We start from the raw sequence: 26,189 nt of genomic DNA, 5'->3' as shown, positions 1-26,189 counted from the left end.
GCTGCGCTATAAGAGGTTAAATTGATGGCAGAAGCCGAGATAATTTTACAAGTACGAAATTTGGAAACGGAATTTATCACCGACGATGGCACCGTAAAGGTGCTTCATGGTGTGAATTTTGATGTTAGAAAAGGACGTACGCTTGGCCTCGTAGGTGAATCAGGTTGTGGTAAAAGTGTCACCTCGATGTCTATTTTAGGCCTGCTACCAAAACCTTACGGGAACGTTACGCGTGGGGAGATTTTGTATAGAGGTACGGATTTAATAAAACTTCCCCCAGAGCAAATGTATGCGATGCGAGGAAATAACATTTCGATTATTTTTCAAGACCCCATGACCGCTTTAAACCCAGTACAAACCATTAAAGCGCAATTAAATGAAGTTCTTCAGTTGCATAGAAAAGAATTAGACAAAAAACAGAGAATTAAGCTGTCTATCGATATGCTCAACAAAGTAAGAATTCCAGAACCTGAAAAGAGGTTAAATGAATACCCTCATAACCTGTCTGGAGGAATGAGACAGCGTGTGATGATAGCTATGGCACTGGCTTGTAAGCCAGATATTCTGATCTGTGATGAACCTACGACGGCGCTAGATGTCACGGTACAATCGTCAATATTAGAATTAATGTATGAACTCCAAGAAGAGACAGGAATGGCGATGATATTTATCACTCATGATCTTGGGGTAGTTGCCGAGATTTGCGATGATGTCGCAGTGATGTATGAAGGCAAAATAGTTGAACAAGCCGATGTTTTTGATCTGTTTGATTCGCCAAAACACCCATACACAAAGAAGTTACTTAGGTTAATGCCAAATCTTGATAATCCACCTAAACAGATGATCGACGTAGATTTTTTACCCAATAATTAAGAGTGGGATGTATGCAAGAAGTTATTCGGATAGAAAACCTAAAACAGTACTTTACTTCTGGTAGTGGTGTTTTTCGTAAAGGTTACACTGTAAAAGCCGTGGATGGAGTGTCGCTTCATGTTTCGAGAGGAGAGACCTTAGGGCTGGTTGGCGAATCTGGTTGTGGTAAAAGTACCTTAGGTCGTTCAATACTTAAACTATACAAACCGAGTGCGGGTAAGATATTTTTCGAAGGTGAAGAAATTACGAGCTACAGCACAAAACAGATGCGCCCCCTACGCAAGGATATGCAAATTATTTTCCAAGATCCGTTGGAATCATTAAATCAGAGGCATACGGTTGGAATGATTATTGAAGAACCATTTATCATCCACGGAATAGGCTCAAAAGAAGAGCGTCGGCAATGGGTTGAAGAGCTATTAGCAAAAGTCGGTTTATCCAAGGAATCTATTAACCGTTATCCTCATGAGTTCTCGGGAGGGCAGCGTCAAAGAATAGGGATTGCAAGAGCTATTGCGCTTAAACCTAAGTTGTTGATTTGTGATGAGTCAGTATCAGCGCTTGATGTATCCGTTCAAGCTCAGATATTGAATTTGTTACTTCAATTACAACAGGAAATGGACTTAGCCATGATTTTTATTTCGCACGACTTATCCGTAGTAAGGCATGTATCTGATCGCGTAGCGGTGATGTATTTCGGTAAGGTCGTTGAGTATGGGACAGTGTCGGAGATCTTTTCATCACCTAAAGATGAATATACTAAGACCTTACTTGCTGCAATTCCTGTCTCTCATCCTAGCAAGAGAAAACGCAAGCCACATAGAAGGATAGAAGAATAAAAAAACCGAGTTGCCCTATCAGCACCTCGGTTTTATGGTTAACGACTAAAGGGATTATTACATTTTGAAGCGAGTAGTTAACATTAACTGATCGCCGTAAAAGTCATTGATTTTACCTTCAACACCAATGCTAAATAGCTCGGTTGAATGGAAACGAGCGTAAACAGAACCAATGATGTCATTGTCATCATTGATATCGAGGTAACCTATTTTACCGCCAAGCTCTAATTGAGGACCGATCCACTGACGTAAGCCTAGGTTAATTTCCATTCCTAAATCGCTACTAGTTTTCTTTGTATCAACGGCGCGTACAAGCATCTCACCTGTTAAGTCTGCCCAGTTATTAACTGGCGCATGAAAACCAAAACCAGCAGCAAAGTTATAATCACTTTCAAATTCTGAATCAACTCGCACGACAGCGTGTGCATTAGGATGGATCGATGTGCTATAAGCTGCACCAAAAGTTACTGGATCAATGCCGATACGAGCTTCGACATAGTCGTAGTTAAAATTGCTCATTACAGCAGGGCTGTTTGGGTCTGTCGCTGCAAATGCAGAGCTAGAAGCAAGTGTAAGACCTGCTACGATAAGTATTTTACGCATAATTTAAGTAAACCTATGTCCATCAAGTTAATTCGAGATTAGCAAATTACTTTACTATTTTCATAACGATATAGTTTTAAGTCCGTCACGTCATCAAAAAAATGGCGATATCGCTATACTTGCTTGAAAAGCAATCAATTAATATGCCATTTTACATAGCATGATGATTAACCAGTCATAAAACTAATTAAAGTGTGATATCTATTCACCAAATTGACTGCGTTTGTCTGCTATTGCATTAAATATTTTCTCTGTATCGAGTATTCGCCCCCAAGGCATTAGATCTGGCTCGTTTTCGATCATGTATTGGGTTAATTGTTGCGTCAAAGTATCGACAAGTTCGCTTCCATGCCATGGTTTAGCAATGTAAAAATCTAAGCTTGCGCTATTTACCGCTTCTACCGTTGCTTCTAGATCGGCTTGCCCGGTAAGCAAGAGTTTTCTCGCTGCTTTGGTTTCCTTGGCTTCGTTTAATTCGATTAAAAAACTAATACCCGTCTGTTCTGGCATTATGTGGTCACACAGAATTAAAGCCAGTTTAATCTCTTCCTCAGCATGTTCTTGTATTACTTCTTTTGCTTCTGCTACGGACTCCGCCCCTTCAATAATAAAATCATCTTCAAACTGGGATAGGTCCTGTACTACGCTATCTAATACTTCGCGTTCATCATCTACACAGAGAATGAGATATTTATTCATCGTATTTCCTTATCAGTATTCACTACAGTATTTGCAGGTTGAAACGGTAACCATACAATCATTTTAGTGTATTCGTTCGGGCTAGATTCAACCTCTATCCAGCCGCCATGCTGAGCTAAAATCTGATGACAAACAGAAAGCCCAATGCCGAGACCAAAGTTGCCTTCTTTTTTAGTCGTATAATTTAATTCAAATATTTTATCTTGTTGCTCTTTAGGAATACCGTGACCATTATCTTCGAAGGTCAACTTGGCATACAACAAATCGTCTTTGATTTCTTGTTCAGAGGATATCTTAAGGCAACCATTGTCGGGAAAGGCATCAATAGCATTTGATACTAGGTTGGTCCAAACTTGTTGCATCGCATTGGTTAAACAGAGAATGTTAGGTAAGTCCTGATATTCTTTAATAACGGTATGTCGTTTTAATCTATTTTCGAAAATGACTAATGTGTCCTCAATACCTTCATGAATGTCAACCACATGCATGATTTCATTATCTTGTCTTGCATAGCCCTTTAAGCTTTTAACCATATCTGCTATACGTTTCGCGCATACCTGAATGGAACGAAGTGTCGAGCCGGTGACATAATACTTTTCTAACCCTGCAACGGTACCCGCTAAATCTTTGCTCTCTTTACCCAATTGTAATATTTCAGTTAAGTCTTGATGCAAGTTAAGCTGAACAACCTTTTTAGCCAGTTGCTTATCACCGATAGCGCCAAGAATACTTTTGGTTTGTTGTCTTACTTCTGATGTTGACATTGGGCGAGACTGCATGGAGTCGCGCAATATGTTGGCACCAAGCTCCTGATGGGACGTTGGTAGGGGAGAATGTATCAGTTCATCAATCTTAGATGTTAGGGTATCTGCACCGCGAAGTATTGCAGCTATTGGGTTGTTGAGCTCGTGTGCTACGCCTGCAACCAGTTGACCGAGCATCGCCATTTTTTCTCTTTCAATTAACTGTTGATGCGCCGTTTCTAATGACTCGTACGTTCGTTGCAATTCTAGTTTTGTACTGATACTTCTTTGTAATCGCCTGTTGAAATGTCGAAGCAAGATGTTGGTAAATAGAGGCAGTAACTCACTATTAGAATGTAATACTTCAGAAAACACATCTTTGTCTAATTTGATTACTTTTGTGGTCGTTAAAGTGATAGCCGTTGAAAACGATAACTCACCGGTAACAAAGGACATTCCTCCGACTAGGCTGCCTTTAGAATGTCGTACAACCTCTCTTTGTATTGCAAGGTCATCGGCTTTATACAGAGCTACTTCACCTTCGACGATGAACCATAGGAACTTATTTGGTTCTCCTTCTACGGTTAATAAATGGTCTGGAGAATAAGTTCGGCATGCACGAGAATCATCTTTTTCAGCGAATAACTTCAATAGTTCGCCAATAAACTGATCAGCAAGATAAGAGTCACTTAACCGATGGAAATCATGGATGAAACCAGAGCGGTATGAGTCGAGCTTATTCTCTATATGGGCACTTAAGATTCGGGACTGATCCAATACAGTGCTGTAATGAAGCCAGTTTTCTGAAGGGATTCCTAGTATAAAAGTTGTAAGTTCTTTTTGTGCTGTTTCTAGGATGGCATCTTTTTTAAGTGGTTTAGTGAGGCAATGATCTAAGCGTCCTTCATTTACGGCTAAAAGAATGGTTTCAATATCTTCACCATCGCTAACCAGAACCTTACGTGCATCTTGGGTATGTTCTAACCGGTCTAATTGGACGAGAAAATCGGCTGCATCAAAAGATTGACTTGAAGCAGCAATAGCCATTGCAACAAATTGACCTCTTTCTTGGATAAATTCTAATGTTTGTTGTGCTTCTGCAGGGCAGTCTACACAGCAGATATCGAAATGCGTAGAGAGCGAGGCTAATTCAGTTCTCAACATTTCTACAGATATAGGGTCATTATCTAAGTAGAGCAATACGTATGGAGTCACAGTCACCTCATTAACATTTTATTTTCTAATGTAACAACTTTCTACTGTTCGAGATGAGAGGTGAGTAAAATTCTTAGCGAGCAACAATTGAAAACCCTGATTTAACTCAAGGTTTTAACTTATTGTTAAGTAAGTTAGACTAAATGTTTTAAAAACCATTAAAAGTGAAAACATGCAACAGTTGAAGAAATATGGAGCAATAGGTGGCGCATTAGTCTTGGTCGCCTGTTGGCCTCTAGCGGTCGGCCAGATAGCTCAAAATGTATTGAAAGATGCAATTGGTTCACTAAATAGTAGTGAATTGTCAGCAGAGGTGGTCAATTATGATAGAGGTTATCTGTCCGCTGTCGCATCCACTAAGTACATAATCAAAGACCCGGCTCTCAAAGAGCAATTTTTGCTTGATGGCTTACCGACAGAATTCACACTTAAGCATAATATAAAACACGGTCTCATTCGTGTTGCCACGGATACCAATCTGATTGATTTCGACGAATTACCGGCAACGTTAACCACTATCACGCAGCTGAATGGTAATACTGAGTTTGCTTTAAATATTGAGAATGTTAATTATGACGTTCCTGACTCTTCCGGCACTTCTTTGTACTTAGCGGCTTCTCAAATATCAGGGAGTGCGACCGTATTAGGTGAGCTAGATCTTGAGTTTAAATTCCCGGCACTACAGGTGCATTTTGATACTGGCGAAAGTATTAATGTGTCATCGATCACCGGTTACGCTAAAGGAAAAAAAGTAAATGGTTTTTGGCATGGTGAACAGCAGGTAAATATTACGGATTCGGCCATGTTATCTCCTGATGGCAGCGTACATACCAGTGCGACAGATTTTAGTTATAAGTTTAGCTCTTCAACCAATGAAACTGGAGAGAGATTAGATACAAACCATATCGTTAAAGCGGGGAATGTTGTTACCAGTGATGGTGAGTTGAATAACCTAAATGTTGATTTTTCGATAGGTCATTTAGATAAAGTTGCATTTGAGGGATTGGTTGGATTGTATCAATCTAATCCTACTGTAGATGAAACGGTACTTGGTCAATCTCTACCACTAATTGATAAATTATTTAACCAAGGATTCCAAATTGCCTTAAATAATCTAGATTTAACGTTGGGAGCAGGTCAATTTACGTCTAAATGGTTATTGGAAGTCCCACAAGGAACTACCGGTGTGTCTCAAGATTTTAGCAAAGTGATTACAGTTTTAACCGGCAATCTAAATTCCTATGTATCGAATGGCTTAGTAGAAACTTATCCTTATCTTCAAGAAGGAATTGATGAAATGGTGATTATGGAAATCATGCAGCCTACCGACGATGGTTACACAATAGATGCAACAATTTCGGACGGTAACCTAGAGTTTGCAAGCGGACAAAAAATTCCGTTGGTTGCTATGTTTATGTCTATGATGATGTGATGAAACTGCTGAGATTTTAGAAAATCTTTGCTTTGATTTAAAAGAGGTCATTAGACCTCTTTTTTGTGCTTTTTCTGTTGTGTAAAACGTGGTATTACTGGTGCTAGTTCACAAAAATCAGATTATGCAGGAGCAAGAAACATCATGGGAACGATCTACAATTTCAGTGCAGGACCAGCGGCTTTGCCAAAAGCAGTAATGCGTAAAGCGCAATCCGAACTTGTTGACTGGAATGGACTTGGTACATCGGTAATGGAAATCAGTCACCGTAGTAAAGAATTTATCAAGGTAGCGGACGAAGCTGAGCAAGATCTAAGAGATTTGTTGAGTATTCCTGATAATTATAAGGTGTTATTTTGTCAGGGTGGGGCTCGAGCTCAGTTCTCTGCTGTACCAATGAACTTACTTGGAAAATCAAAAGTTGCCACTTACATAGACGGTGGTTATTGGGCAGAAAGTGCAATTAATGAAGCAATTAAATACTGTCAACCCGACGTTTTTGATGCAAAAACCACAGTGGATGGAAAGGTCGCTATCTTACCTGCTAGTGAGTGGATAATGGCAGACGAAGCCGCATATGTTCACTTTTGCCCAAATGAAACCATAGATGGCATAGAAATTAATGAGCTACCTATAACTGACAAGCCTATTGTGGCAGACATGTCGTCTACGATTTTGTCTCGTAATATTGATGTTTCTAAGTACGGTGTTATTTATGCTGGAGCTCAAAAAAACGTTGGGCCTGCAGGTATTTGTATTGCTATTGTCCGTGATGATTTACTTGATTTAGCAATGGATATTTTACCTAGCGTGCTTAACTATAAAGTGCTTGCCGCTAAAGATTCAATGTACAATACACCGCCGACCTATGCCTGGTATTTATCTGGATTAGTATTTAAATGGCTAAAAGAGATGGGGGGTGTAGACGCTATAGAAAAGATCAATCAAGAGAAAGCCGCATTGCTCTATAGCACAATTGATGATTCAGACTTTTACAGTAATTCTGTTCACTCTAATAACCGTTCACTGATGAATGTACCATTTCAACTAGCGAAACCAGAACTGGATGCTAAATTTTTGGAACTTGCTGATGCTGCTGGATTAAAGGCACTTAAAGGACATCGTGCAGTTGGTGGTATGCGAGCGTCAATTTACAATGCAATGCCACTTGAAGGTGTTCAAGCCTTAGTCGATTTTATGAAACAATTTGAAGCAAATTTCGCGTAATTAAACCGATACAAAAAAACCACTTCAAACTATGAAGTGGTTTTTTATTATAAAGCGTAATTATAACGTTTGGTGTAACCGATGATATCGCCCTTTTAAGTCAAGCAGTTCGTCGTGACTACCTTGCTCTGCAATAGAACCATCTTCTATTAAGCAGATTTGGTCCATAGAGTCTAAACCGACCAAGCGGTGGGTGATAAATATTACGGTCTTACCTACAAAGTGTTGACTAAATAGGTCCATTATCTGACGTTCTGTTTTCTTGTCTAAACCTTCAGTAGGCTCGTCTAGAAGTATGATTGGTGCATTATGCAAAATAGCTCTAGCAATACCAACACGGCGTTTTTCTCCGCCTGAAAGTTGACGTCCTCCATCGCCTAACCAAGTGTCGATTCCTTTATCTTCTAGTAATGTTTGTAGACCTACCTTAACTAGTACTGATTTCAGCTCATCATCAGTAGCATCAGGTTTTGCCATCGCTAGGTTATCTTTTAATGTGCCATTTAAGATATCAACGCGTTGGCTTACCACTGAGATAGTATTGCGTAAGTTTTCCTCGCTTATTTGGGTCAGTGCAGTAGAAGCGATAGAAATCGAACCTTTATTTGTATCCCAATAACGGCAAAGAAGTTGTATGAGCGTTGATTTACCTGATCCTGTTTGACCAAGAATAGCGACGCGAGAACCAGCTTCTACATGCAGGTTGAAATCCTTGATTACTGCTGAGTTAGTGTCATCGTAACTAAAACTTACCGAATCAAAGTGTATATTGTAATTTTCGGACTTCAGCGATCCGTGCTCAGGGAAGCAAACTTCGGGTTCTGCAAGAATTATCTCGTTTAATCGTCTAGCAGAAGTGAGAGTTTGGCCTAAATATTGAAACGCTCCCGCTATTGGCATAAGCATTTCGAAGCTAGCCATCGTAGCAAAAGCAAATAGGGCGACCATAGGGTCTGGTGGATTACCGCCAACGCCATCGGCAGCTAGCCATAGAATTAAAGTCAGTGTTAAGCCGTTAGCCAACATCAGTAATCCGTTTGCCATCCCCGTTAAATTGGCATTGACGTATTGATTGGCGAGCAATTTCTTTTGGGTATCAAGAATTGCGTTTCGATAGCGTTCTTCTGCGCCAAATAAAACTAATTCACTGTGTCCTTGAAGCCAGTCTAGCGATGTAACTCGTAGATCAGATTTATGAGTAGTTAGTTGTTGCCCGTTATGTTTACCTAGTTTGTAAAAGACAACAGGCCAGATAATGAGTAACGACAATAATATCGAACCTAAAATGAGACCTAAAGAAAAGTCAAACCAGGCTAGAAAAAGAGTAAGTGTAGCTATACCAAATGCACTAACAACAACCGGACTTAAGAGTCGAAGGTAGACATGATCCATTGCGTCGACATCGGCAACGAGCCTATTTAATAAATCGCCATCACGTAAATTTGCTACTCGGCCGGGAACAAGCGGAGCGAGTTTTTTGAAAAAGAAGACCCTCAATTCAGTGAGAAGCTTGAACGTGGCGTTGTGACTAACTACGCGTTCACCCCAGCGACCCGCCGTTCTACCCATAGCTAAACCGCGGACTCCACCACCCGGTAACATATAGTTAAAGGTTTCTCTTGCTACCGTAAGGCCTGCAACGGCGGAAGCGGAGATAAACCAACCAGACAAAGTAAGCAGACCGACTGAAGCGAATAGAGTAGTAAAAGCAAGTAGCATTCCAGCAGAAAGGCCGAACCAATGTTTCTTGTATAGCTGTAGGTAAGGCAATAACTCACGCATCGAGGTCTCCTTTTTCATTTTCTAGTGAACTGCTTCTCGCATCTAACATGCTAGCAAAGAGGCCTTGGTTCTGTTTTAGCTCCTGGTAGGAGCCCGATTCAGCAATCGTTCCGTTTTGCATCACAAAGATCTGTTCGACGTTTATAAGTTGTGAAAGTTGATGGGTGACAATAAGCGTTGTGCTTTGTTTTATCTGATTATCTAAGCCCTGCATAACGAGTTTTTCACTGCGAGCATCGAGACTGGCGGTTGGTTCGTCTAGGAGCCAAAAATTCCCTTTCTGTAGCATCGCACGAGCAAGGGCTAGTCGCTGAGCTTGACCAACAGACAGACCGCCAGAACGGTCGCTTACTTGATAGTCTAATCCGTGCTCTGAAACAAACTCAGCAGAAAATGACTCTTTAAGAACAGAATCTAGTCGTTCATTGGAAACATCGTGATTTCCTAAGGTTACGTTTTCTCGGATAGTACCGTGTAAGAGCAAAGGGTTTTGGCCAACCCAACTAATTTGTTCTCGCCATTGCAGAAGGTCAACATTTTTAATCTCAACATCATTGATCTTCAAGCTACCTTCATAAGGAAGGAAACCGAGAATCGCGTTGATCAGGCTTGTTTTGCCTGCGCCACTTGGGCCGATTAGCGCGGTCATTTGATTTGGCTTAATGGTAAATGAGATCGGACCGACTAATGTTGTTCCTTCAGGGCTTTTAACAATCAAATCATGCGCTTCAATTTTTATAGAGCTGGTATTTGGAATAGGCTCTAGCCCTGAGGATTGATGAGATACTTCGCTATCCAAAAAATTGACAATACTTTCAGCAGCACCGACAGCTTGAGCTTTGGCGTGGTAAAACGTACCAAGGTCTCGTAGTGGCTGATAGAACTCAGGCGCTAATATTAAGATAAACAACCCAGAAAAGAGCGTTATACCAGTACCGTAAAAACCGAAATTAAGTTCGCCAATATAACTAAAACCAAAATATACAGCGGTGATTGCGATTGAGATAGATGTAAAGAATTCTAAAACAGCCGATGACAAAAAAGCGACTTTTAATACATCCATGGTGCGGATTCTGAAGACTTCTGATGCTCCGTGCAGTGTTTCTTCTTCTGTTTTGGTTCTGTTGAACAAACGAATAGTGGTCATTGACTGCAAGCGATCATAAAAATGACCTGATAAACGCTGTAGCGCTTTGAAGTTTTTTCTGTTTGCTTCTGCTGCCTTCATACCAACCAACGCCATGAAAAAAGGTACGAGTGGGGCAGTTATAAGGAAAATTAGCCCTGCTGCCCAATTGGTAGGGAAGACGACGACAAGTATAACCAAAGGCGTTAAAACAGAAAGAGACATCTGAGGAAGATAACGAGAGAAAAAATCTTGCATGTCTTCTACTTGTTCTAGTAGAAGAGTTGCCCAAGCTCCGGCTGGTTTACCTTTTATGTAGGCTGGTCCAACCGCGCGTAATTTCTCTAAAATGAGCTGTCTGATATAAATTCTTATCTGTTCGCCAGCTCGAAAGCCAGCAATCTCTCTTCCCCAAGTACAAGCTGAGCGAGCAACAACGGTAAGTATTAAACCTACAAAGTACGGAATGAGGTTATGTTTATCTACGTTTTCGATAATAAGTTGGTGCAAAATCGACGCTAGTAAGGCTGCTTGAGCAAGTAAAACAATACTAGATATGACCCCTAGAGAGATACTTATTAGCAACCATCGCTTTGCGATCTTGCTCTGCAGCTTAAGCCACTTATTGAGATTGCGTTGTTTTGTTTTATCCATTTATGTACAGGGCTTCTTTATTAGGAGTGATAGATTAGTGAGTGAAACATCTATAAATTCGATCAACATTTACGATAAGGATGAGAGTATACAAAAAGAAAACCAGCGGGAATACCACTGGTTTATAAGGTTATGATAAAGAACGGTAATTATTACTGGTTATTTCTATGATTGACTATCGTTTAGAGAGTCTAAGTAACGTTCTGCATCAAGTGCTGCCATACAACCAGTACCAGCGGATGTAATTGCTTGTCGGTAGTTTTGGTCCATGACGTCACCTGCCGCAAAAACACCTTCAATACTTGTCTGGGTAGCATTGCCGTTAAGGCCAGAGTTGACCACAAGATAACCATTGTTCATTTCTAATTGCCCGTCAAATATACCTGTATTCGGGTGGTGGCCAATAGCAACAAAAAGCCCCATGACTTGAATTTCTTCTTTTGCATTCGATTGAGTGTCTTGCAAGCGAATAGCGTTAACGCCCATATCATCCCCCAACACTTCATCTATTGTACGATTGGTGTGAAGAACTATATTGCCGTTCTCTACTTTATCCATAAGGCGCTTCATCAGGATTTTTTCAGCACGGAAACCTTCACGACGGTGTATTAGGTGAACCTCTGATGCAATGTTGGCTAGATATAGAGCCTCTTCAACTGCAGTGTTACCACCACCAATAACGGCTACTTTTTGATTTTTGTAAAAAAACCATCACAGGTAGCACATGCTGATACACCTCGGCCCTTGAATGCTTCTTCAGACTCTAATCCAAGGTATTTAGCTGATGAGCCGGTAGATATGATCAATGAATCACAACTAAATTCACCATTGTCACCGATTAAACGAAATGGACGATTCTGTAAGTCGACAGTATGGATATGGTCAAATAGTATTTCGGTTTCAAATTTTTCAGCATGCTCTTTCATACGTTCCATAAGAGAAGGGCCAGTTAACCCTTCAGCATCACCGGGCCAGTTTTCAACTTCCGTTGTTTCCGTAAGTTGCCCACCTTGTTGTATACCAGTAATGAGCACAGGGTTAAGGTTAGCTCTAGCGGCATAAACAGCAGCGGTATAACCTGCTGGTCCGCTCCCTAATATCAATAACTTGCTGTGTTTAACTTCACTCATTGAACTGACTCCGAAAATAGTAATTAATTTTTCTTGTGATTGTAGGGAATATATTAGGGTGATGAAAGCGAATACAAGCAATAATTAGTTATATTTTATAAGATAAAAATGAAGCGAAATCAAAATCGATCTAGTCGTATGATCGATAGGTTACCAAAAAAAGTACGCAATAATGGTCAACACAGTAATGCAAACGATGTTTAAGACCAGCCCAATTCGCATCATATCTTTTTGATTGATATAACCAGAGGCAAATACTAAAGCGTTAGGTGGTGTCGCGACAGGTAGCATGAACGCACACGATGCAGATATTGCAATGATGACAGAAAGAATAATTGGTGATACGCCAAGCACATCGGCAATACTGACAAATATTGGGATTAACAGGGCGGCACTTGCGGTATTACTCGCGAATTCGGTAAGAAACACCACGAAACTAACGATGGCAATAAGTGTAATAAATAGCCCCACTTGGCTAAGAACTTCACTAAGCTCTTTGGCCAGAAAAACGCTTGTTCCCGTTGCTTTGAGTACATTGCTTAAGCAGATCCCGCCACCGAATAGCAGCAATACTCCCCAATCTACGGTTTTCTCAATGTCTTTCCATTCTACAACTCTTGTTATTCCTAGTAATAATATAGCTCCGAGAGCAACCAGAGTATCAAATTGACTGTATCCACCTAAATAGGCATTGATAGGTTTACTGAATATCCAGAAACACACCGTCAAGGCAAAAATCCCAAGAGTGAGCTTTCTGTTGGGTGTCCATTCCAATGTAGTGTGGTGGATTTTGAAAGTATGGTTTAGGTTTGGTTTAGTGAGTATATAAAGAACGAATACGGCGATGGGCAATAACGTTAAAGAGACGGGTAATCCGAGAGCGACCCACTGTGTAAAATTTAACCCAAGTTCAGATGCTGCGATGGCATTAGGTGGTGAACCAACTAACGTCGCTATACCTCCAATAGATGCGCAATAAGCTATGCCTAATAAAACGAATAAATAGGTACTCTTATTATTTTTTTCATCTACATTGCTCATTACACCTAAAACAAGAGGGAGCATCATTGCGATGGTGGCCGTGTTTGATATCCACATAGATAACCCTGCGCTGACGCTAAACAACATTAATACTGCCACCGACATTTTTCCTTTCGCGGCAATTAAAACTTGGTCTGCAATGACTTTATCAATTTCTTGTTTATGTAGTGCGGCCGCTAAGGCGAAACCACCTAAAAATATAAAAATAATAGAGCTAGAAAAGTAGCTAAGCGCTTTAGAAGTATCGAATATATTAAAAATTATCGCCAGCATAGGGACAAGAAGGGCAGTGATACTAACGTGTAACGCTTCGGTCAACCAAAGTATGGCAATAAAGATAAGAATACTTAATCCGTGCACCACCTCTTCATCAAATGGTAGCGTATAGAGTAAGAAGAAAAACAGACAGATATCAGATAAAATGATGATGGTATTCTTGTTAACGTAGCCTTTTAAGGCGCTCGAAGTAACGACCAACATGACGCGTCCCCATCCTCAATAGTTCATTATTCAGTATAGATTGCGAATTATTGATACCTGACGGGCTTTGTGCCTTTTTTTAATTTAATTAACAGATTAATGATCTGGCTTAATTTAGCGTTGGTTTTGTTCTTCAACAACGGGTTCGTTGTCGCTGGAACTGTGTATTATTGGTTCTTTAGGGCCAAGGAATTTTGGTTGAGTTCTGAATACGTAGAGATCTAGTATTGCTTTAACTCGAGCAAATACCTCTCTAAATCTAACTGACATTCCGGAATGTTGTTGTGGGCCAGGAACCGCCAAACAAACGGCTTCAATACCGTAGTACTTAGCGATAAATAGTGCTCGTTCACAGTGAAACTTTTGAGTGACGATAATAAATTCATCGGCATCAAAAATCTTTTTAGCTCGGACGATGGAGTCTAGCGTTCTAAATCCGGCGTAGTCGAGATGAATAACCTCTTCAGGTACTCCAGCCTTAAGCAAGTCGCGTTTCATCGTCCATGGCTCGTTGTAGGAACGATGGGCATTGTCGCCACTTAGTAAAAAAGATTCGACTTTACCGTTCTTGAATAAGGTAATTGCAGAATTTATTCTGTTGGAATAGTAGTCGTTTAATATTTTACCCAAGTATTTACTCGTACCTAATACCAACGCAACATCGTAATTAGGAAGGTTAGAAGCGTCAGTGAAAATGTCATTTTTAGTGGACCAGCTAAAGATACGATCAATCAATACAAGGCTTAAAACAAACGCCATGAAGAGAGCTATAATGCCAAGCAAAATAGCTCTAATTGATGCTTTTCCACGTAATGAGCTCGGTTTTACTGCTCTCTTCCTCGTGGATGCAGGAGAATATCCAAACAAATCCTATCTGTCCTATTAGTTTAGTTAGACGTGACGCTGTCTTTGTGCCCATATACCAATAGCAATAAAGCAAGAGATCACTGCCGCGAATAACAAGCCTGAGTCGAGCGTTTTTAGCCACTTAGTAAGAAAAGGTGAAGCTTTTACTATTAAAAGGCCATAACCAAATGCATTTAGTAGGATAAATGCAAATGTTCTTACAATAAAGTGCTGACGTACCATTAACTTGCGTAATAAACGGTTAATATCTCCACCCAAAATAACCAACATGCAAGCAATAAAAGCGATAGAAATCTCAGGTATATAAGGAATGATATATCTACCTAAAGGAGCGAAAACGTCAAACATGATGTTACTTTATCCGTACTAAAATTTTAATAATGCGATTCTATCAAATATCAATGTGTTGCGTTGAATTGATTTTTCTCATTACCTAAAGTAGGTATAGTAACCCTTCTCGAATTTAACTGCTTTGAACTAAACTATGCTTTCGCTCCCAATCGATAAAATTAAGTCTGAATTCACTCAATTGCTACATAGCAACCATATCGTGGTTGAAGCAGAAACCGGGTCGGGAAAATCAACCAAGCTTCCTTTCTGGGCTGCAGAACACGGCAGAGTATTGGTCATAGAGCCACGAAGAATTGCCTGTACCTCTCTCGCTGGCTATCTTGCAGAGCAAAGTCATACAAAGTTAGGTGAAAAAGTGGGCTATGCGATAAAGCTTAACGCCTGTTTTACCAAAGAGACTGATATTGTTTTTGTTACTCCTGGGGTTGCACTTCGCTGGTTCAGTGAGAGTGGGTTGACTGAGTTTGATATTATTTTAATTGATGAGTTTCACGAAAGGCGCTGGGATAGTGACCTGCTGGTATCATTGTTACTCAAATCTCAACGGCACCGATTAATCATTACTTCAGCGACAATAGAAGGTGAAAAACTAGCACGCTTTACCGGAGCTAAAAGACTGGTAGCGGAAGGCCGCCAATATCAAGTTAGACTCATATATCAAAGCCCAGATCCTCATTATTTACCAGACAATAAGAATATTGTGCAAAAAGTGGTTAGCTGTACAAAAACATATTATCAAGACACCACTGGTGACATTCTGATTTTCCTGCCGGGAAGAAACGAAATTTCGCAATGCGTCCAATCTCTTAGTCATTTAGATAATGTAGATGTAGTTATGTTGCATGCATCGGTTTCAGATGACGAAAGAAAGCGAGCTTTAACCCCGGAAATCGGAAGAAAATTGTTGTAGCGACAAATGTGGCGGAAACATCCTTGACGATACCGAATATCACCTTGGTTATAGATTCTGGATTGGAAAAAAGAACCAGTCAACGCAATGGACGCACTGTACTAAGCCTAAAAACCGTATCAAAAGCGAGTGCTAAACAAAGAGCGGGGAGGGCAGGACGTGTTATGGATGGGGAGTGTATTCGCCTTTATGGTGAACATGCGGTTATGGAACCAGTGACACCACCAGAATTACTTAGAGAAGAGTTAGCTGAAGCGATGTTAGCTTCAGCATGTTGCGGATATAGACTTAAGGACTTGAAATTTTTAAACGATTTACCTGATAAATCACTATTGCAAGCGGAACAGACTCTACTTCAAATGGCGGCTATCGATGAAAGCGGTACAGCAACCAAGCATGGAAAGTTACTTTATCCATTACCAATCGATACCTTGTACGCAGACTTACTTACTCGAATGCCAACTAAGAGTGCAAAGGAAGCAATGATCGACTTATCAGCTGCGCTTTCAGTCCCAGCAGCACTTTACCGTTTGCCTAGTGATGAAATCGGTTTACATAAAGTTTCTCAGTGGGAGCCAAACAGTTGTGACGCTGAATGTTTAATAAAGGTTGTAAGAGGGGACATTCATGAGGCGATACAGATAGATGTTGATGCTGTTAAAGAGGCCAGAGATTTAGCTCAGCAAATGCGACAAGTATTTGAACTTCCCGATCTAGAAGTGGCTTCTCGCTTTAAACGAGTCGAGTTTTTGGAAGCTATCGCGAAGTCACATCCAGAACTGATTTTTATTAGGCGACAAAAAAGACGGGAAGCACTCGGTAACGGAAAATTAGAGATGTTACCAGCAAGGAATAGTCGTTTTTCTAACGGTGATGAAGCCGCGATTATATTAGATCAGTATAGTTTACCGGGTAGAGGTGTTAAACAGACTATAAATTTGGGAACGGTGATGCTTCCTATACCTCTAGATCTTATTACGCGTTTTAATATTGGCGAGTGGAAACAAGGAAAAACGATAATAGAAGATGGAAGGATTTACAGCCAATTATCGCTATTCTATGCTGGCCGAGAAATTACAAATCGATTGGTCGAACCCGAAGGTGACTTACTAATTAAGCCGTTGTTAGACGCCGTACTCAATCAAAAAGTCTTACCTGGTTTTGCAAAAAAACGAAGGAAAGAGATAGACCATTGGTGCCTTTATACTGAATTGGGTTTAGACGAGAATCATGTAACGCCTCAAAGAATGACATTTGAATTGTGGTTTACAGAGTTATTGAACGATTTAGGTATCCAAAAAATAGAAGAACTAACCTTGTTCTCTGAAGATGATCTTCCGTTTACCGGCATCCCGTATTGGGAATATGAAAGTTTTGCTCAAATGTATCCGTTTAGTTTAAATCTAGGGGATCTACAATTAAAAGTAGAATACATGCCTCGAAAAAAGCGTATTTACTTAATTTATGAAAGTGGTTTGCGCAAGGGTGAGCCAAGGAGGTGGGAGCTACCAAATTGGGTTGGGTGGCGTATACAATATAAGAAAAACAGTCGAATAACCGATGTGAAATAAACACTAGTTATCCTTGGTGGTCTGCCTATTTGTTTGTTTTATATAAGTTTAATCGGCTAATTAGTGCGAGTTATTACAAGGCATAATACTATACGTCTCAATACTGTAGTCTTTATGTTAAAGTTTTGCTCTTTATATGCCTTTCATCGCGGATAACCGACTGGTACAGAACATTGTTCTATATCCTATTGCTAACGACCGCAAGGTGATGAATAGTAGTGTAAGTTGTTTTACCGCTATCGCTTGGGGGGCATAATGGAAAAGCAAGAAACGATATCCGTTGTTTTCGATTACACGTCATTTTTAGGGGCAAGTTGTAAAAAGAAATGGACCTTTATTGAAGCGTTTGGTTCATTTGCTCCAATTTTTAGCACAGTATGGAAAAGTAATATCGATGACGCTCGAAAACCTGATGACCGGTTATGGGATAAAGCAATCAATAACCTTTCAGCACAGAGTAGTGACGAATCAAATTTAATTAGTTTGGTAAACCTTGCAAAACGTGAAGGTATAGAAGAGCTAAGGTTAATGATGCCCTATGAGTTGGACGAAACACAAATAGAAACCATTGTTGAGCATACCAACGCACAAATTAGACATAGTGCTCAAGACGAGTTCTTAATTCGAATTTAACAAAAAGGGACACGAGAGTGTCCCTTTTTACGTTTGCATTTTTACATATCAATTAACATAGTGAATGAGCCTGCATAGTTAACTTAACTAGCTATGAGATCATATTCATCCCGCAGTACGTCGATGATCTCTTGTTTTGGATTGTTGCTCAAATGTACTTTATTGCCTGTTATTTTTTCTGCGATACCAACGTAAACTTCTGACACTTTCTTCATCGCTTCGACCGGTAGCTCATTATTTTGGGCTAGTGCGAAACGCTCTTCCATACGTTCTTTGTTAAGCAGTATATCGGGGTCGGGAAAATGGTTAAGTAAGAACTGCCTAAAACCTTCTTTTGAGTTTTCTACAATTTTACCTTTTTGGTATTCGGTTTTATCCCAGATTCTTGACGAGTCAGGAGTTCCGACTTCATCCATGTAGATGAGTTTTTCTACACCATGACTGTCGGTGACATAACCAAACTCGAATTTAGTATCAACAAAAATTTGGTCCACATTATCTAATGCGGAACTGATAACGTTAAAACCTTCTTTCAGTAATCGTTCATAGGCAGCTATATCTTCGGACTTACTGAAATTAAATGCGGCGAAATTATCTTCAATGTTTTTGCGCGAGATATTTACGTCGTCAGCTTCAGGTACATTTGGAATTCCTTTGAGGATACCTTTTGTCGAAGGAGTAATAAGCAGTTCTGGCAATGTTTTATCTTTTTCTAATCCTTCTGGAAGTTGAATACCGCAGAACTCAGTTTCACCTTTGTCATAGGCTCTCCACATAGAGCCAGTGATATATTTTCGACAAATGGCTTCAATCATGACTGGTTTTGCTTTTTGAACTATCCAAACAAATGGATGAGGAATATCCAATATATGACTTTCTGCTAAGCCATTTTCTTTAAATAGCTTAAACCAATGGTTAGATATAGCGTTAAGCGCTGCGCCTTTTCCGGGTACACCTTTTAATCCACCTTCGCCCTGCCAAATACAATCAAACGCTGAGATACGGTCACTGATAACCATTATTGCTAATGGTGCGTCAGGAGCAACGTTGTAATTTTTTTGTTTGATTAGTCGTTGGCTATCTTCTTCAGTTAGCCAATAAACAGAACGAACTTTCCCACTGTGAACGGGTTTATCTGTACGGATTGGAAGATCATCATTAACAGCGAGAACTTGATCAGAGAGGCTCATCGAGACATTCCTTGGTAGATGCTTAAAAATATGGGCGCATAATACCAGAACTAAAAAGGACTTCCACTGAAAAAGCAAACGTTTGCGCTTGTAGGGAGACTTTGTGCTCTATGGCATAGCCTTAATAGAACACATTTTGACATAACCTGAGTCTTTGTATCTTTGAAACGAATGACCAAGCTATTAATGGCATAAGTGATTTGGTTTTAAGTCGTGATCTAAGAAAAATACCGAACAACAGTTCAGTTTTGCAACCATAAAAATTCGAGCTCTGGCGTGCGAATCCAAATGTTGACTTGCCACTACAGCACTTGCGGTGCCAGCTTCAACAGCCTTAATAACAATTTCCTCTTCAGAATACTGATTGGATGGTTTTAAATGAATCACACTCGCACAATTTATATTGTGCTGACCTAACTCCGATTGAACGGGGCGAGGGCAGTGAGAAGTATATAAGATCCACTGTTTTTTATGAGACAACTTAGCCAGTTTAGGGTACAGCTTATTCGATACAAATGAATCTTTAACGATTTGTACCTTGTTTCGCAAAGGGGCTATATTGTTTGTTGTGTTATCGCTGTTTAGTTGAAGCATAATACTGTCTCTCTGTACATACTGTATGTATAGACAGTAGTTCTTATTTGTTCACTATGCAAGCGTTTTTTTGTTGTATTCATACATGTAATTGATGGAATTTGAACGAAAGATATAAATAATAAGGGCTAGAGGCGATTTTCAGATATAAAAAAAACCGCGTTGCGGTTTTTAAAAAAGAGGGCAGCCACTATATTTTAGCTGTGTAGGCTTTCTGCCATTTTATTTCTCAGTGCAATTTCATCTGTATTAAATAATCGGACATCTATTTTTGCTAGATCATTACAGCTTTCGCAAGAGTGGTTATATTTACCATCAATATAGTCATGCCGAATCAGTAAACGATGCCTATTGCACCAATCACAGTTTCCTTCAGTGTTAAACATTACATTCTCTCCAATAGCTTATATGCGTTTGTATCTAATCGAAAAAATCAACTAACCATTTAGTACAACGCTATTTTTGGGCGCTATTATGACATACGTAGAAAATAAATGTTAAATTATTGTTATCTTATTTCCTTTGGGTTTGCTTAAGATAGCTACTAATGACCTTTACTGCGCCATTCAAGCGTTTCATTTCCTCATCAGAACCATTAGCGTCTGGGTGATAAACTCGACATAACTTCTTGTATCTTAATTTGATTTCTTTTTCACTTGGTAAACGACTTGGGTTATAGCCAAGTACTGCACATGCAATAATAATACTTTGGTCTACATTGGCTTTTTGAAGTTGGTCTTGATTTTTTTAAGTTGAAAATGTGCGGCCGCTAAGTGTCTTTGTAACGTTCTTGTTTTTTTTGTTTGATGAGCAAGTTGGCGATTGAGGTCTTCTTTTTGACCAGTTTTTTTATGTGTGACTAGGCGCTTAACTGTAACGTAGAACAGTACGCACATTAGTAGAAAACTGGTGATGATGATATCACTACTGATTCTATTTTGTTTTTGATTAAAAAAATCGGTTTTACTATTGGCAGACTGTTGAATGTCTTCGTCAATTTGGTCATCTAGTACGGTTATGGATGAAACAAGGTTAGCTCTTCGGTTGTTAAACTGAGTTTCTAGCACTCGCTCGTAACCTAATTCAGCATTTTTGTTACCATTATTACTACCTATTAAGTACCAGTTTTCAGCAATGGGAAGGGATTTATATTGTCCACTATCACTAGATTCAAAAAATTCACCTAACAAAAATAACGCTTCGGTGTTTCCTTTGGTCGCAGCAGTTACGAGCCAAAAGTGGCTTGTTTGGTATTTTTTTCTTCTTTGTAGGCAAGTGCTAATTTAATTTGTGCCTTGGCGTTTCCAGACTCGGCTTCTGTTAGAAGCGTTTTGTCTATTTCAGCAGAGGTGTGAAGTGAAATCGTGGTTAGTAGGATACAACAAGCGAGCCATTCAATTCTTATGCGTTTCATGTTGCTATCCTACGTGTTGGTATAACCTTACCTACTTAAGCATTTTGGGTGCTTTAGCTCCGTCGACAGGTCGATTAACGGAAAGCTTACGACCTTTCTTCAATCCGACTTCATAGTCTTTAGTGATATTTTTCATCGCGTCTCTTAACTGTTGTTTAAAAGTTTCGCGGTCGATATTTTTAAATTCGCGGTCGATATAGTTGTTGATTTTATTATTAGAGTCGTCGTCTGGTGCTATCTCGGGCAGTTTTTCGAGCGCACCTTCTACCCAACCAGATACAAATGAGTTTACTCTGCGTGTTACTTCTGTCGTGCTTGTGCCCGAGCCAGAGAAACTATTTCTAAATTGACCGGTATGCTCGTTCATTTCTCGATAGATAATATCGAACGCAAATGCCGCAAAAATGGCGCGATCGGCTTCTCCAATAAATTCTACTCGTTTAAGCCCTTTATGGTTTAACAATACTGCTTCGACTCCAAATTTCGTATTGATACCACGAATAACGCGCAATATAGTTGAACTAATACTGGTTGGCAGCAGATGAGTAGACTGGGTCTTGCCCATCTTAATGAATTCAATATCGTCTTTATCCAGACCATATTTAATCATTAATCTGTGGGCCATCTTAATTGCTTGTGCCGCCTCATTAACATTAGCTGAGTTACCTAACTCAAGGCATTTCGCAATCTTTTTTAGCGCTTTCTGCTTATCCATGAACCTACTTAAAATCGAGTGTCTAGCTTAGAAAAGTCGGCTATTTTACCCACTTTTACGTTGGAGATAAAGGAGAGCTTTGCTTTTTGATCTTAATAAAAAACCGTCTTTCGACGGTTTTAAGCGGATAACTATTTTATATAGTACTTAAGCTATATACCTAGTTCATCTAATAGATCATCAGCAAACTGGTTTGATTCGACTTCTTTCACTTTTGCTTTTTTATTTTGCTCTTGTTCTAGAATCTGGTCGGGGGTCTCGTTTTCTTCTATTTTAAACTCTTCCATTTGAATGAACTCGGTTTTGTCCATCGCTAATTCTAAGTAAAAAATGTTATTACCTTCTGTTGAAAAAGTAACTCGTCTTGCTTGTGGTCTATCTAGGTTAGTATCGACAGAAATTAGAACTTGTTTATTTATAGCGAGCATTTTAGGTTGGTTCTGGGTAATGTTGGTTTTTAATTCATTACGGATTTTGTTGGTAAAGTCTCCAACCAATTGGTTCATTAATTCACCCAAAACATCACCTACTTCATCTGAAGTGTGGTGTATTGCAAGCTCTTCTTCTGGCATGCCCATGTTACGCATGTAGTTGGTATAGACTTCTAATGCCGCTTGCGAGGTGAAGTTAATAACAACCAACCCTGAAAAACCACCATCAAACAATACGAAACATCCAAAATCGGGGCGTAAGCAGGTTTTATTGATTTTTTGAACCATCGCAGAGTATTGAATACTAGTATCGGTAGCAGAGCTCAAGACACCGGATACAGATTGACAAAGCATAAGCAAGATATCTTCGGTAGTGACGACTTTATTTTTTTTCATTGTTTTCATTCTTATATCGTTTAAGCGTTAGTTGCTATTGATTATGGACAAAAATATCGGCTAGGTCATTAGGAATAATGTTTTGTTCAAATGTCAGATGAGGTAAAGTGACCTAAATCATAATTTTACCACTTCAGCATACCCCTGACTGTAGGATACAGTGAACTAAAGGGCAGGAAGCACGATGTCTAGCAATACAAATATGTCTAAAAATTTAAAAATGCCGAACAGATTAACGTTACCTCGATTAGAAAACCAAAACAGCGTTGATCCCGTTGTTTTAAAGTACTTGGAGCAATTAGTTAACCAGGGCTTTACTGGTGATATCGAATCTCAATATTCGAGTCGACTTGCTGTCGCCACTGATAATAGTGTTTATCAACAACTGCCACAGGCGGTGGTGCACCCTAAGACAACGGCTGATGTTATTCTTATCGGTAAGCTAAGTATCCATCCAGATTATGAACGTATTACATTTTCTCCTCGAGGCGGTGGTACGGGAACCAATGGTCAGTCGCTTACAAAGGGAATCGTTGTTGATCTCTCTAGACATATGAACAAAGTACTAGAGATCAACCAAAAAGAGGGTTGGGTAAGAGTTCAAACCGGTATAATTAAAGACCAATTAAATGATGCCGTTCGCCCATTTGGTTATTTTTTCTCCCCTGAGCTTTCTACAAGTAACAGAGCGACGCTTGGCGGCATGATAAATACGGATGCATCCGGTCAAGGTTCACTTAGGTATGGTAAAACCTCCGATCATGTCCTTTCATTGCAAGCTGTATTTGCAGACGGCTCTATATACGAAACCGACGATTCTCATGGTGTACCTGAAGTAGGTGAATACGCTTATGATGCATACCAGATTACCGAAAAAGTGTGTAGAGATAAGAGGGCACAAATCGTTGATAAGTTTCCTCCTTTAAATCGCTTTCTTACCGGTTATGATCTTAAAAACGCACTGAGCGAGCAAGGTGAGTTTGATTTAACTCGTGTGCTTTGTGGTTCAGAAGGATCTTTAGCTTTTATAACGGAAGCCAAATTGAATCTCACCCCTATTCCTAAAGCAAGGACGTTAGTCAACGTAAAGTACAACAGCTTTGACTCTGCGCTAAGAATGGCACCATTTTTAGTAAATGCAGATGCTTTATCTGTTGAAACCATTGACTCTAAAGTTCTCAATCTAGCCAAAGAAGATATTGTCTGGCACTCCGTACGTGACTTACTTCTTGATGTACCAGATAAAGAGATGCTTGGTATCAATATTGTCGAATTTGCAGGTAGTGATGATCAAGAGATAGCCGATCAGGTTAGAGCGTTAACGGCAAAACTAGACCAGATGCTCGCAAATGATGAACAAGGGCTCATTGGCTATCAAGTTTGTGACGATTTGACCAGTATTGGTCGGATATATGGGATGAGAAAAAAGCCGTAGGGTTACTTGGCGCGACAAAAGGTAGAGCCAAGCCCGTACCCTTTACCGAAGATACTTGTGTGCCTCCAGAGCATCTCGCTGATTTTATAGTGGAGTTCCGAGAGTTACTTGATAGCAAAGGACTCTACTATGGAATGTTTGGTCATGTCGATACGGGTGTCCTTCATGTGCGTCCGGCTCTTGATCTATGCGACCCCTTACAAGAGTCTTTAATGCAAGAATTATCTGATCGAGTTGTTGCGTTAGTTGCGAAATATGGCGGATTAATGTGGGGTGAACACGGTAAAGGGTATCGTTCAGAATACGGACCAGAATTCTTTGGTGAAGAACTGTTTGTTGAACTTCGTCGTGTAAAAGCTGCATTTGACCCAATGAACAAAATGAACCCAGGTAAAATTTGTACGCCATTAGATAGCACAGCTAGCTTAGTTAAGGTGAGTGACACGAAACGCGCTTTCTATGACCGCCAAATTAGTGTGACAGTTAGAGATAGCTTTAAGCAAGCCATGGACTGTAATGGTAATGGGCTTTGTTTTAACTATGATACCAGCTCCCCTATGTGTCCTTCGATGAAAGTGACTGCGGATAGAAGACATTCACCGAAAGGTCGAGCAGGACTGGTACGTGAGTGGCTTCGTCAGTTGACAGAGCAGGGTGTTGACATTTTAGACCTTGAAAATAATACGCTTAACACTAATCCAACCATTAAAGTCATGATTGATAGAGTAAGAAACACTCTGAATAAGCGACACGAATATGATTTTTCACATGAAGTCTACGATGCGATGAATGGTTGTTTGGCGTGTAAGGCTTGCGGTACTCAATGTCCTATTAAAGTTGATGTCCCGAGCTTCAGGTCGCGCTTTCTTAATGTTTATTATTCTCGTTACCAACGTCCTGCAAAAGATTACCTTGTCGCAAATATAGAGACCATGTTGCCGTTAATGGCAAAAGCACCATTTGTGGTGAACGCTGTTTTGGCGCAAAAATGGGTACAGAGTTTGACGGCTAAATCAGTCGGATATATTGATGCACCTTTATTATCGCAACCGACGTTAAAACAACGACTGACTAAAAATGACAAGGTTAATTTCGATATTCAAGCGCTTGCTCAGCTTTCAAAAGAAGACAGAGATAAGCATGTACTTATTGTGCAAGACCCATTTACCTCTTTTTATGATGCAGACGTTGTTGCTGATTTTGTTTCTCTTTTGGAGAAGTTGGGTAAACATCCGGTCTTATTGCCGTTCAAACCAAATGGAAAAGCACAACATATCAAAGGGTTTTTAAAGCAGTTTACAGAGACGGCCAAATCAGCGGCAGGTTTTTTGAATATGGTCTCAGACCTTAATATACCGATGGTTGGTGTCGATCCTGCCTTGGTACTTTGTTATCGAGATGAGTATGTTGACATTCTTGGTACGGAAAGAGGGGAGTTTCAAGTTCTTAATTCACATGAGTACCTATTAAATCAACTTGATAGTTTAAAAGTGGGAGAGCCTAGCAACGAAGCTCCTTGGCATCTTTTCGCTCACTGTACCGAGAAAACACGGATGCCAAATGCTGAAAAAGAGTGGCAAACAATTTTTAAGTTTTTTGGTGCGGTTTTAGAGAGTGTATCTGTAGGGTGTTGTGGCATGGCCGGGACATTTGGACATGAGCAGGATAAATATCAAATGTCGAAAGATATCTATGAATTAAGTTGGGGGCCACAGATGCAAAAACTACCAAAAGACCGATGTTTGGTCACGGGTTATTCTTGTCGGAGTCAAGTTAAACGATTAGAACATGAAAAGATGAAGCACCCTGTGCAAGCTCTTTTGTCAATGCTTTAGATG

21 protein-coding genes and 3 pseudogenes are annotated in these 26,189 nt (G+C 39.9%); 7 read left to right on the top strand and 17 right to left on the bottom strand.

Annotated elements, in window-relative coordinates; all coding sequences use genetic code 11:
* Positions 1-24: 24 nt before the first annotated feature.
* On the top strand, positions 25-873 hold the full coding sequence (locus tag PGX00_RS09980) for an ABC transporter ATP-binding protein (protein ID WP_272135775.1): 849 nt from the start codon (positions 25-27) through the stop codon (positions 871-873).
* 11 nt (positions 874-884) lie between these two features.
* On the top strand, positions 885-1,712 hold the full coding sequence (locus PGX00_RS09975; RefSeq protein WP_272135773.1) for an ABC transporter ATP-binding protein: 828 nt from the start codon (positions 885-887) through the stop codon (positions 1,710-1,712).
* 57 nt (positions 1,713-1,769) lie between these two features.
* Here the strand turns inward: PGX00_RS09975 and PGX00_RS09970 are convergent, their stop codons facing one another.
* From PGX00_RS09970 to PGX00_RS09960, 3 genes are all read right to left on the bottom strand, one after another.
* Positions 1,770-2,315, bottom strand: a complete 546-nt coding sequence (locus PGX00_RS09970) for a hypothetical protein (protein ID WP_272135771.1) — start codon at positions 2,313-2,315, stop codon at positions 1,770-1,772.
* A gap of 201 nt (positions 2,316-2,516) precedes the next feature.
* Positions 2,517-3,014, bottom strand: coding sequence for a response regulator (locus PGX00_RS09965; RefSeq protein WP_272135769.1), 498 nt, complete (start codon positions 3,012-3,014; stop codon positions 2,517-2,519).
* Positions 3,011-4,972, bottom strand: a complete 1,962-nt coding sequence (locus PGX00_RS09960) for an ATP-binding protein (protein WP_272135766.1) — start codon at positions 4,970-4,972, stop codon at positions 3,011-3,013. The genes PGX00_RS09965 and PGX00_RS09960 overlap by 4 nt, the downstream gene beginning before the upstream one ends.
* Before the next feature lie 172 nt (positions 4,973-5,144).
* On the opposite strand from PGX00_RS09960, the gene PGX00_RS09955 reads away from it, so the two are divergent.
* Together PGX00_RS09955 and serC are read left to right on the top strand one after the other, a co-directional pair.
* Positions 5,145-6,404 carry a DUF945 family protein gene (locus PGX00_RS09955; RefSeq protein WP_272135763.1) on the top strand — a complete coding sequence of 420 codons (1,260 nt, stop codon included), beginning with the start codon at positions 5,145-5,147 and terminating at the stop codon, positions 6,402-6,404.
* 144 nt (positions 6,405-6,548) lie between these two features.
* Entirely contained in the window at positions 6,549-7,631 is a 1,083-nt protein-coding gene (gene serC / locus PGX00_RS09950) for a 3-phosphoserine/phosphohydroxythreonine transaminase (protein WP_272135761.1), read from the top strand.
* A gap of 60 nt (positions 7,632-7,691) precedes the next feature.
* On the opposite strand, the gene cydC is transcribed toward serC, so the two are convergent.
* From cydC to PGX00_RS09920, 6 genes and pseudogenes are all read right to left on the bottom strand, one after another.
* The gene (cydC, locus tag PGX00_RS09945) at positions 7,692-9,413 is read right to left on the bottom strand and encodes a heme ABC transporter ATP-binding protein/permease CydC (RefSeq protein WP_272135759.1); all 1,722 of its coding nucleotides are present in this window, start codon (positions 9,411-9,413) and stop codon (positions 7,692-7,694) included.
* Entirely contained in the window at positions 9,406-11,193 is a 1,788-nt protein-coding gene (cydD, locus tag PGX00_RS09940; protein ID WP_272135757.1) for a heme ABC transporter permease/ATP-binding protein CydD, read from the bottom strand. The genes cydC and cydD overlap by 8 nt, the downstream gene beginning before the upstream one ends.
* A gap of 165 nt (positions 11,194-11,358) precedes the next feature.
* Positions 11,359-12,323 (bottom strand): annotated as a pseudogene (gene trxB / locus PGX00_RS09935) (thioredoxin-disulfide reductase).
* Positions 12,324-12,473: 150 nt separating this feature from the next.
* A complete protein-coding gene (locus tag PGX00_RS09930; RefSeq protein ID WP_272135755.1) occupies positions 12,474-13,844 on the bottom strand; it encodes an SLC13 family permease in 1,371 nt (456 codons plus the stop codon).
* Positions 13,845-13,958: 114 nt separating this feature from the next.
* Positions 13,959-14,603 (bottom strand): SanA/YdcF family protein, encoded by a 645-nt coding sequence (locus tag PGX00_RS09925; RefSeq protein WP_272138017.1) that lies wholly within the window; start codon positions 14,601-14,603, stop codon positions 13,959-13,961.
* A gap of 132 nt (positions 14,604-14,735) precedes the next feature.
* Complete coding sequence (locus PGX00_RS09920; protein WP_272135752.1) at positions 14,736-15,059, bottom strand: DUF3392 domain-containing protein; 324 nt, start codon at positions 15,057-15,059, stop codon at positions 14,736-14,738.
* Positions 15,060-15,195: 136 nt separating this feature from the next.
* On the opposite strand from PGX00_RS09920, the pseudogene PGX00_RS09915 reads away from it, so the two are divergent.
* Positions 15,196-17,543, top strand: a pseudogene (locus PGX00_RS09915) (helicase-related protein).
* A gap of 255 nt (positions 17,544-17,798) precedes the next feature.
* Complete coding sequence (locus PGX00_RS09910) at positions 17,799-18,176, top strand: transporter (RefSeq protein WP_272135750.1); 378 nt, start codon at positions 17,799-17,801, stop codon at positions 18,174-18,176.
* A gap of 83 nt (positions 18,177-18,259) precedes the next feature.
* On the opposite strand, the gene PGX00_RS09905 is transcribed toward PGX00_RS09910, so the two are convergent.
* From PGX00_RS09905 to PGX00_RS09875, 8 genes are all read right to left on the bottom strand, one after another.
* Entirely contained in the window at positions 18,260-19,366 is a 1,107-nt protein-coding gene (locus tag PGX00_RS09905) for a phosphoribosylaminoimidazolesuccinocarboxamide synthase (RefSeq protein WP_272135748.1), read from the bottom strand.
* A 183-nt stretch (positions 19,367-19,549) separates the two neighbouring features.
* Positions 19,550-19,960: a hypothetical protein gene (locus PGX00_RS09900; RefSeq protein ID WP_272135746.1), complete on the bottom strand. Its 411-nt coding sequence runs from the start codon at positions 19,958-19,960 to the stop codon at positions 19,550-19,552.
* Positions 19,961-20,157: 197 nt separating this feature from the next.
* Positions 20,158-20,346, bottom strand: coding sequence for a hypothetical protein (locus tag PGX00_RS09895; protein WP_272135744.1), 189 nt, complete (start codon positions 20,344-20,346; stop codon positions 20,158-20,160).
* A 127-nt stretch (positions 20,347-20,473) separates the two neighbouring features.
* Positions 20,474-20,659 (bottom strand): DnaJ domain-containing protein, encoded by a 186-nt coding sequence (locus PGX00_RS22915; RefSeq protein ID WP_407702388.1) that lies wholly within the window; start codon positions 20,657-20,659, stop codon positions 20,474-20,476.
* 14 nt (positions 20,660-20,673) lie between these two features.
* The gene (locus PGX00_RS09890) at positions 20,674-21,150 is read right to left on the bottom strand and encodes a hypothetical protein (protein ID WP_272135742.1); all 477 of its coding nucleotides are present in this window, start codon (positions 21,148-21,150) and stop codon (positions 20,674-20,676) included.
* Between the two features lie 35 nt (positions 21,151-21,185).
* Complete coding sequence (locus tag PGX00_RS09885; protein ID WP_272135740.1) at positions 21,186-21,374, bottom strand: hypothetical protein; 189 nt, start codon at positions 21,372-21,374, stop codon at positions 21,186-21,188.
* A gap of 31 nt (positions 21,375-21,405) precedes the next feature.
* Entirely contained in the window at positions 21,406-22,089 is a 684-nt protein-coding gene (locus tag PGX00_RS09880) for a DUF2786 domain-containing protein (RefSeq protein ID WP_272135738.1), read from the bottom strand.
* 152 nt (positions 22,090-22,241) lie between these two features.
* A complete protein-coding gene (locus tag PGX00_RS09875; protein WP_272135736.1) occupies positions 22,242-22,916 on the bottom strand; it encodes a DUF3334 family protein in 675 nt (224 codons plus the stop codon).
* A 220-nt stretch (positions 22,917-23,136) separates the two neighbouring features.
* Between PGX00_RS09875 and ydiJ the strand changes: the two are divergent.
* A pseudogene (gene ydiJ, locus PGX00_RS09870) lies at positions 23,137-26,186 on the top strand (D-2-hydroxyglutarate dehydrogenase YdiJ).
* Positions 26,187-26,189 lie beyond the last annotated feature (3 nt).

Source organism: Vibrio algarum, from assembly GCF_028204155.1.
GTDB lineage: Bacteria > Pseudomonadota > Gammaproteobacteria > Enterobacterales > Vibrionaceae > Vibrio > Vibrio algarum.
This window is presented reverse-complemented; position numbering and strand designations above follow the sequence as displayed.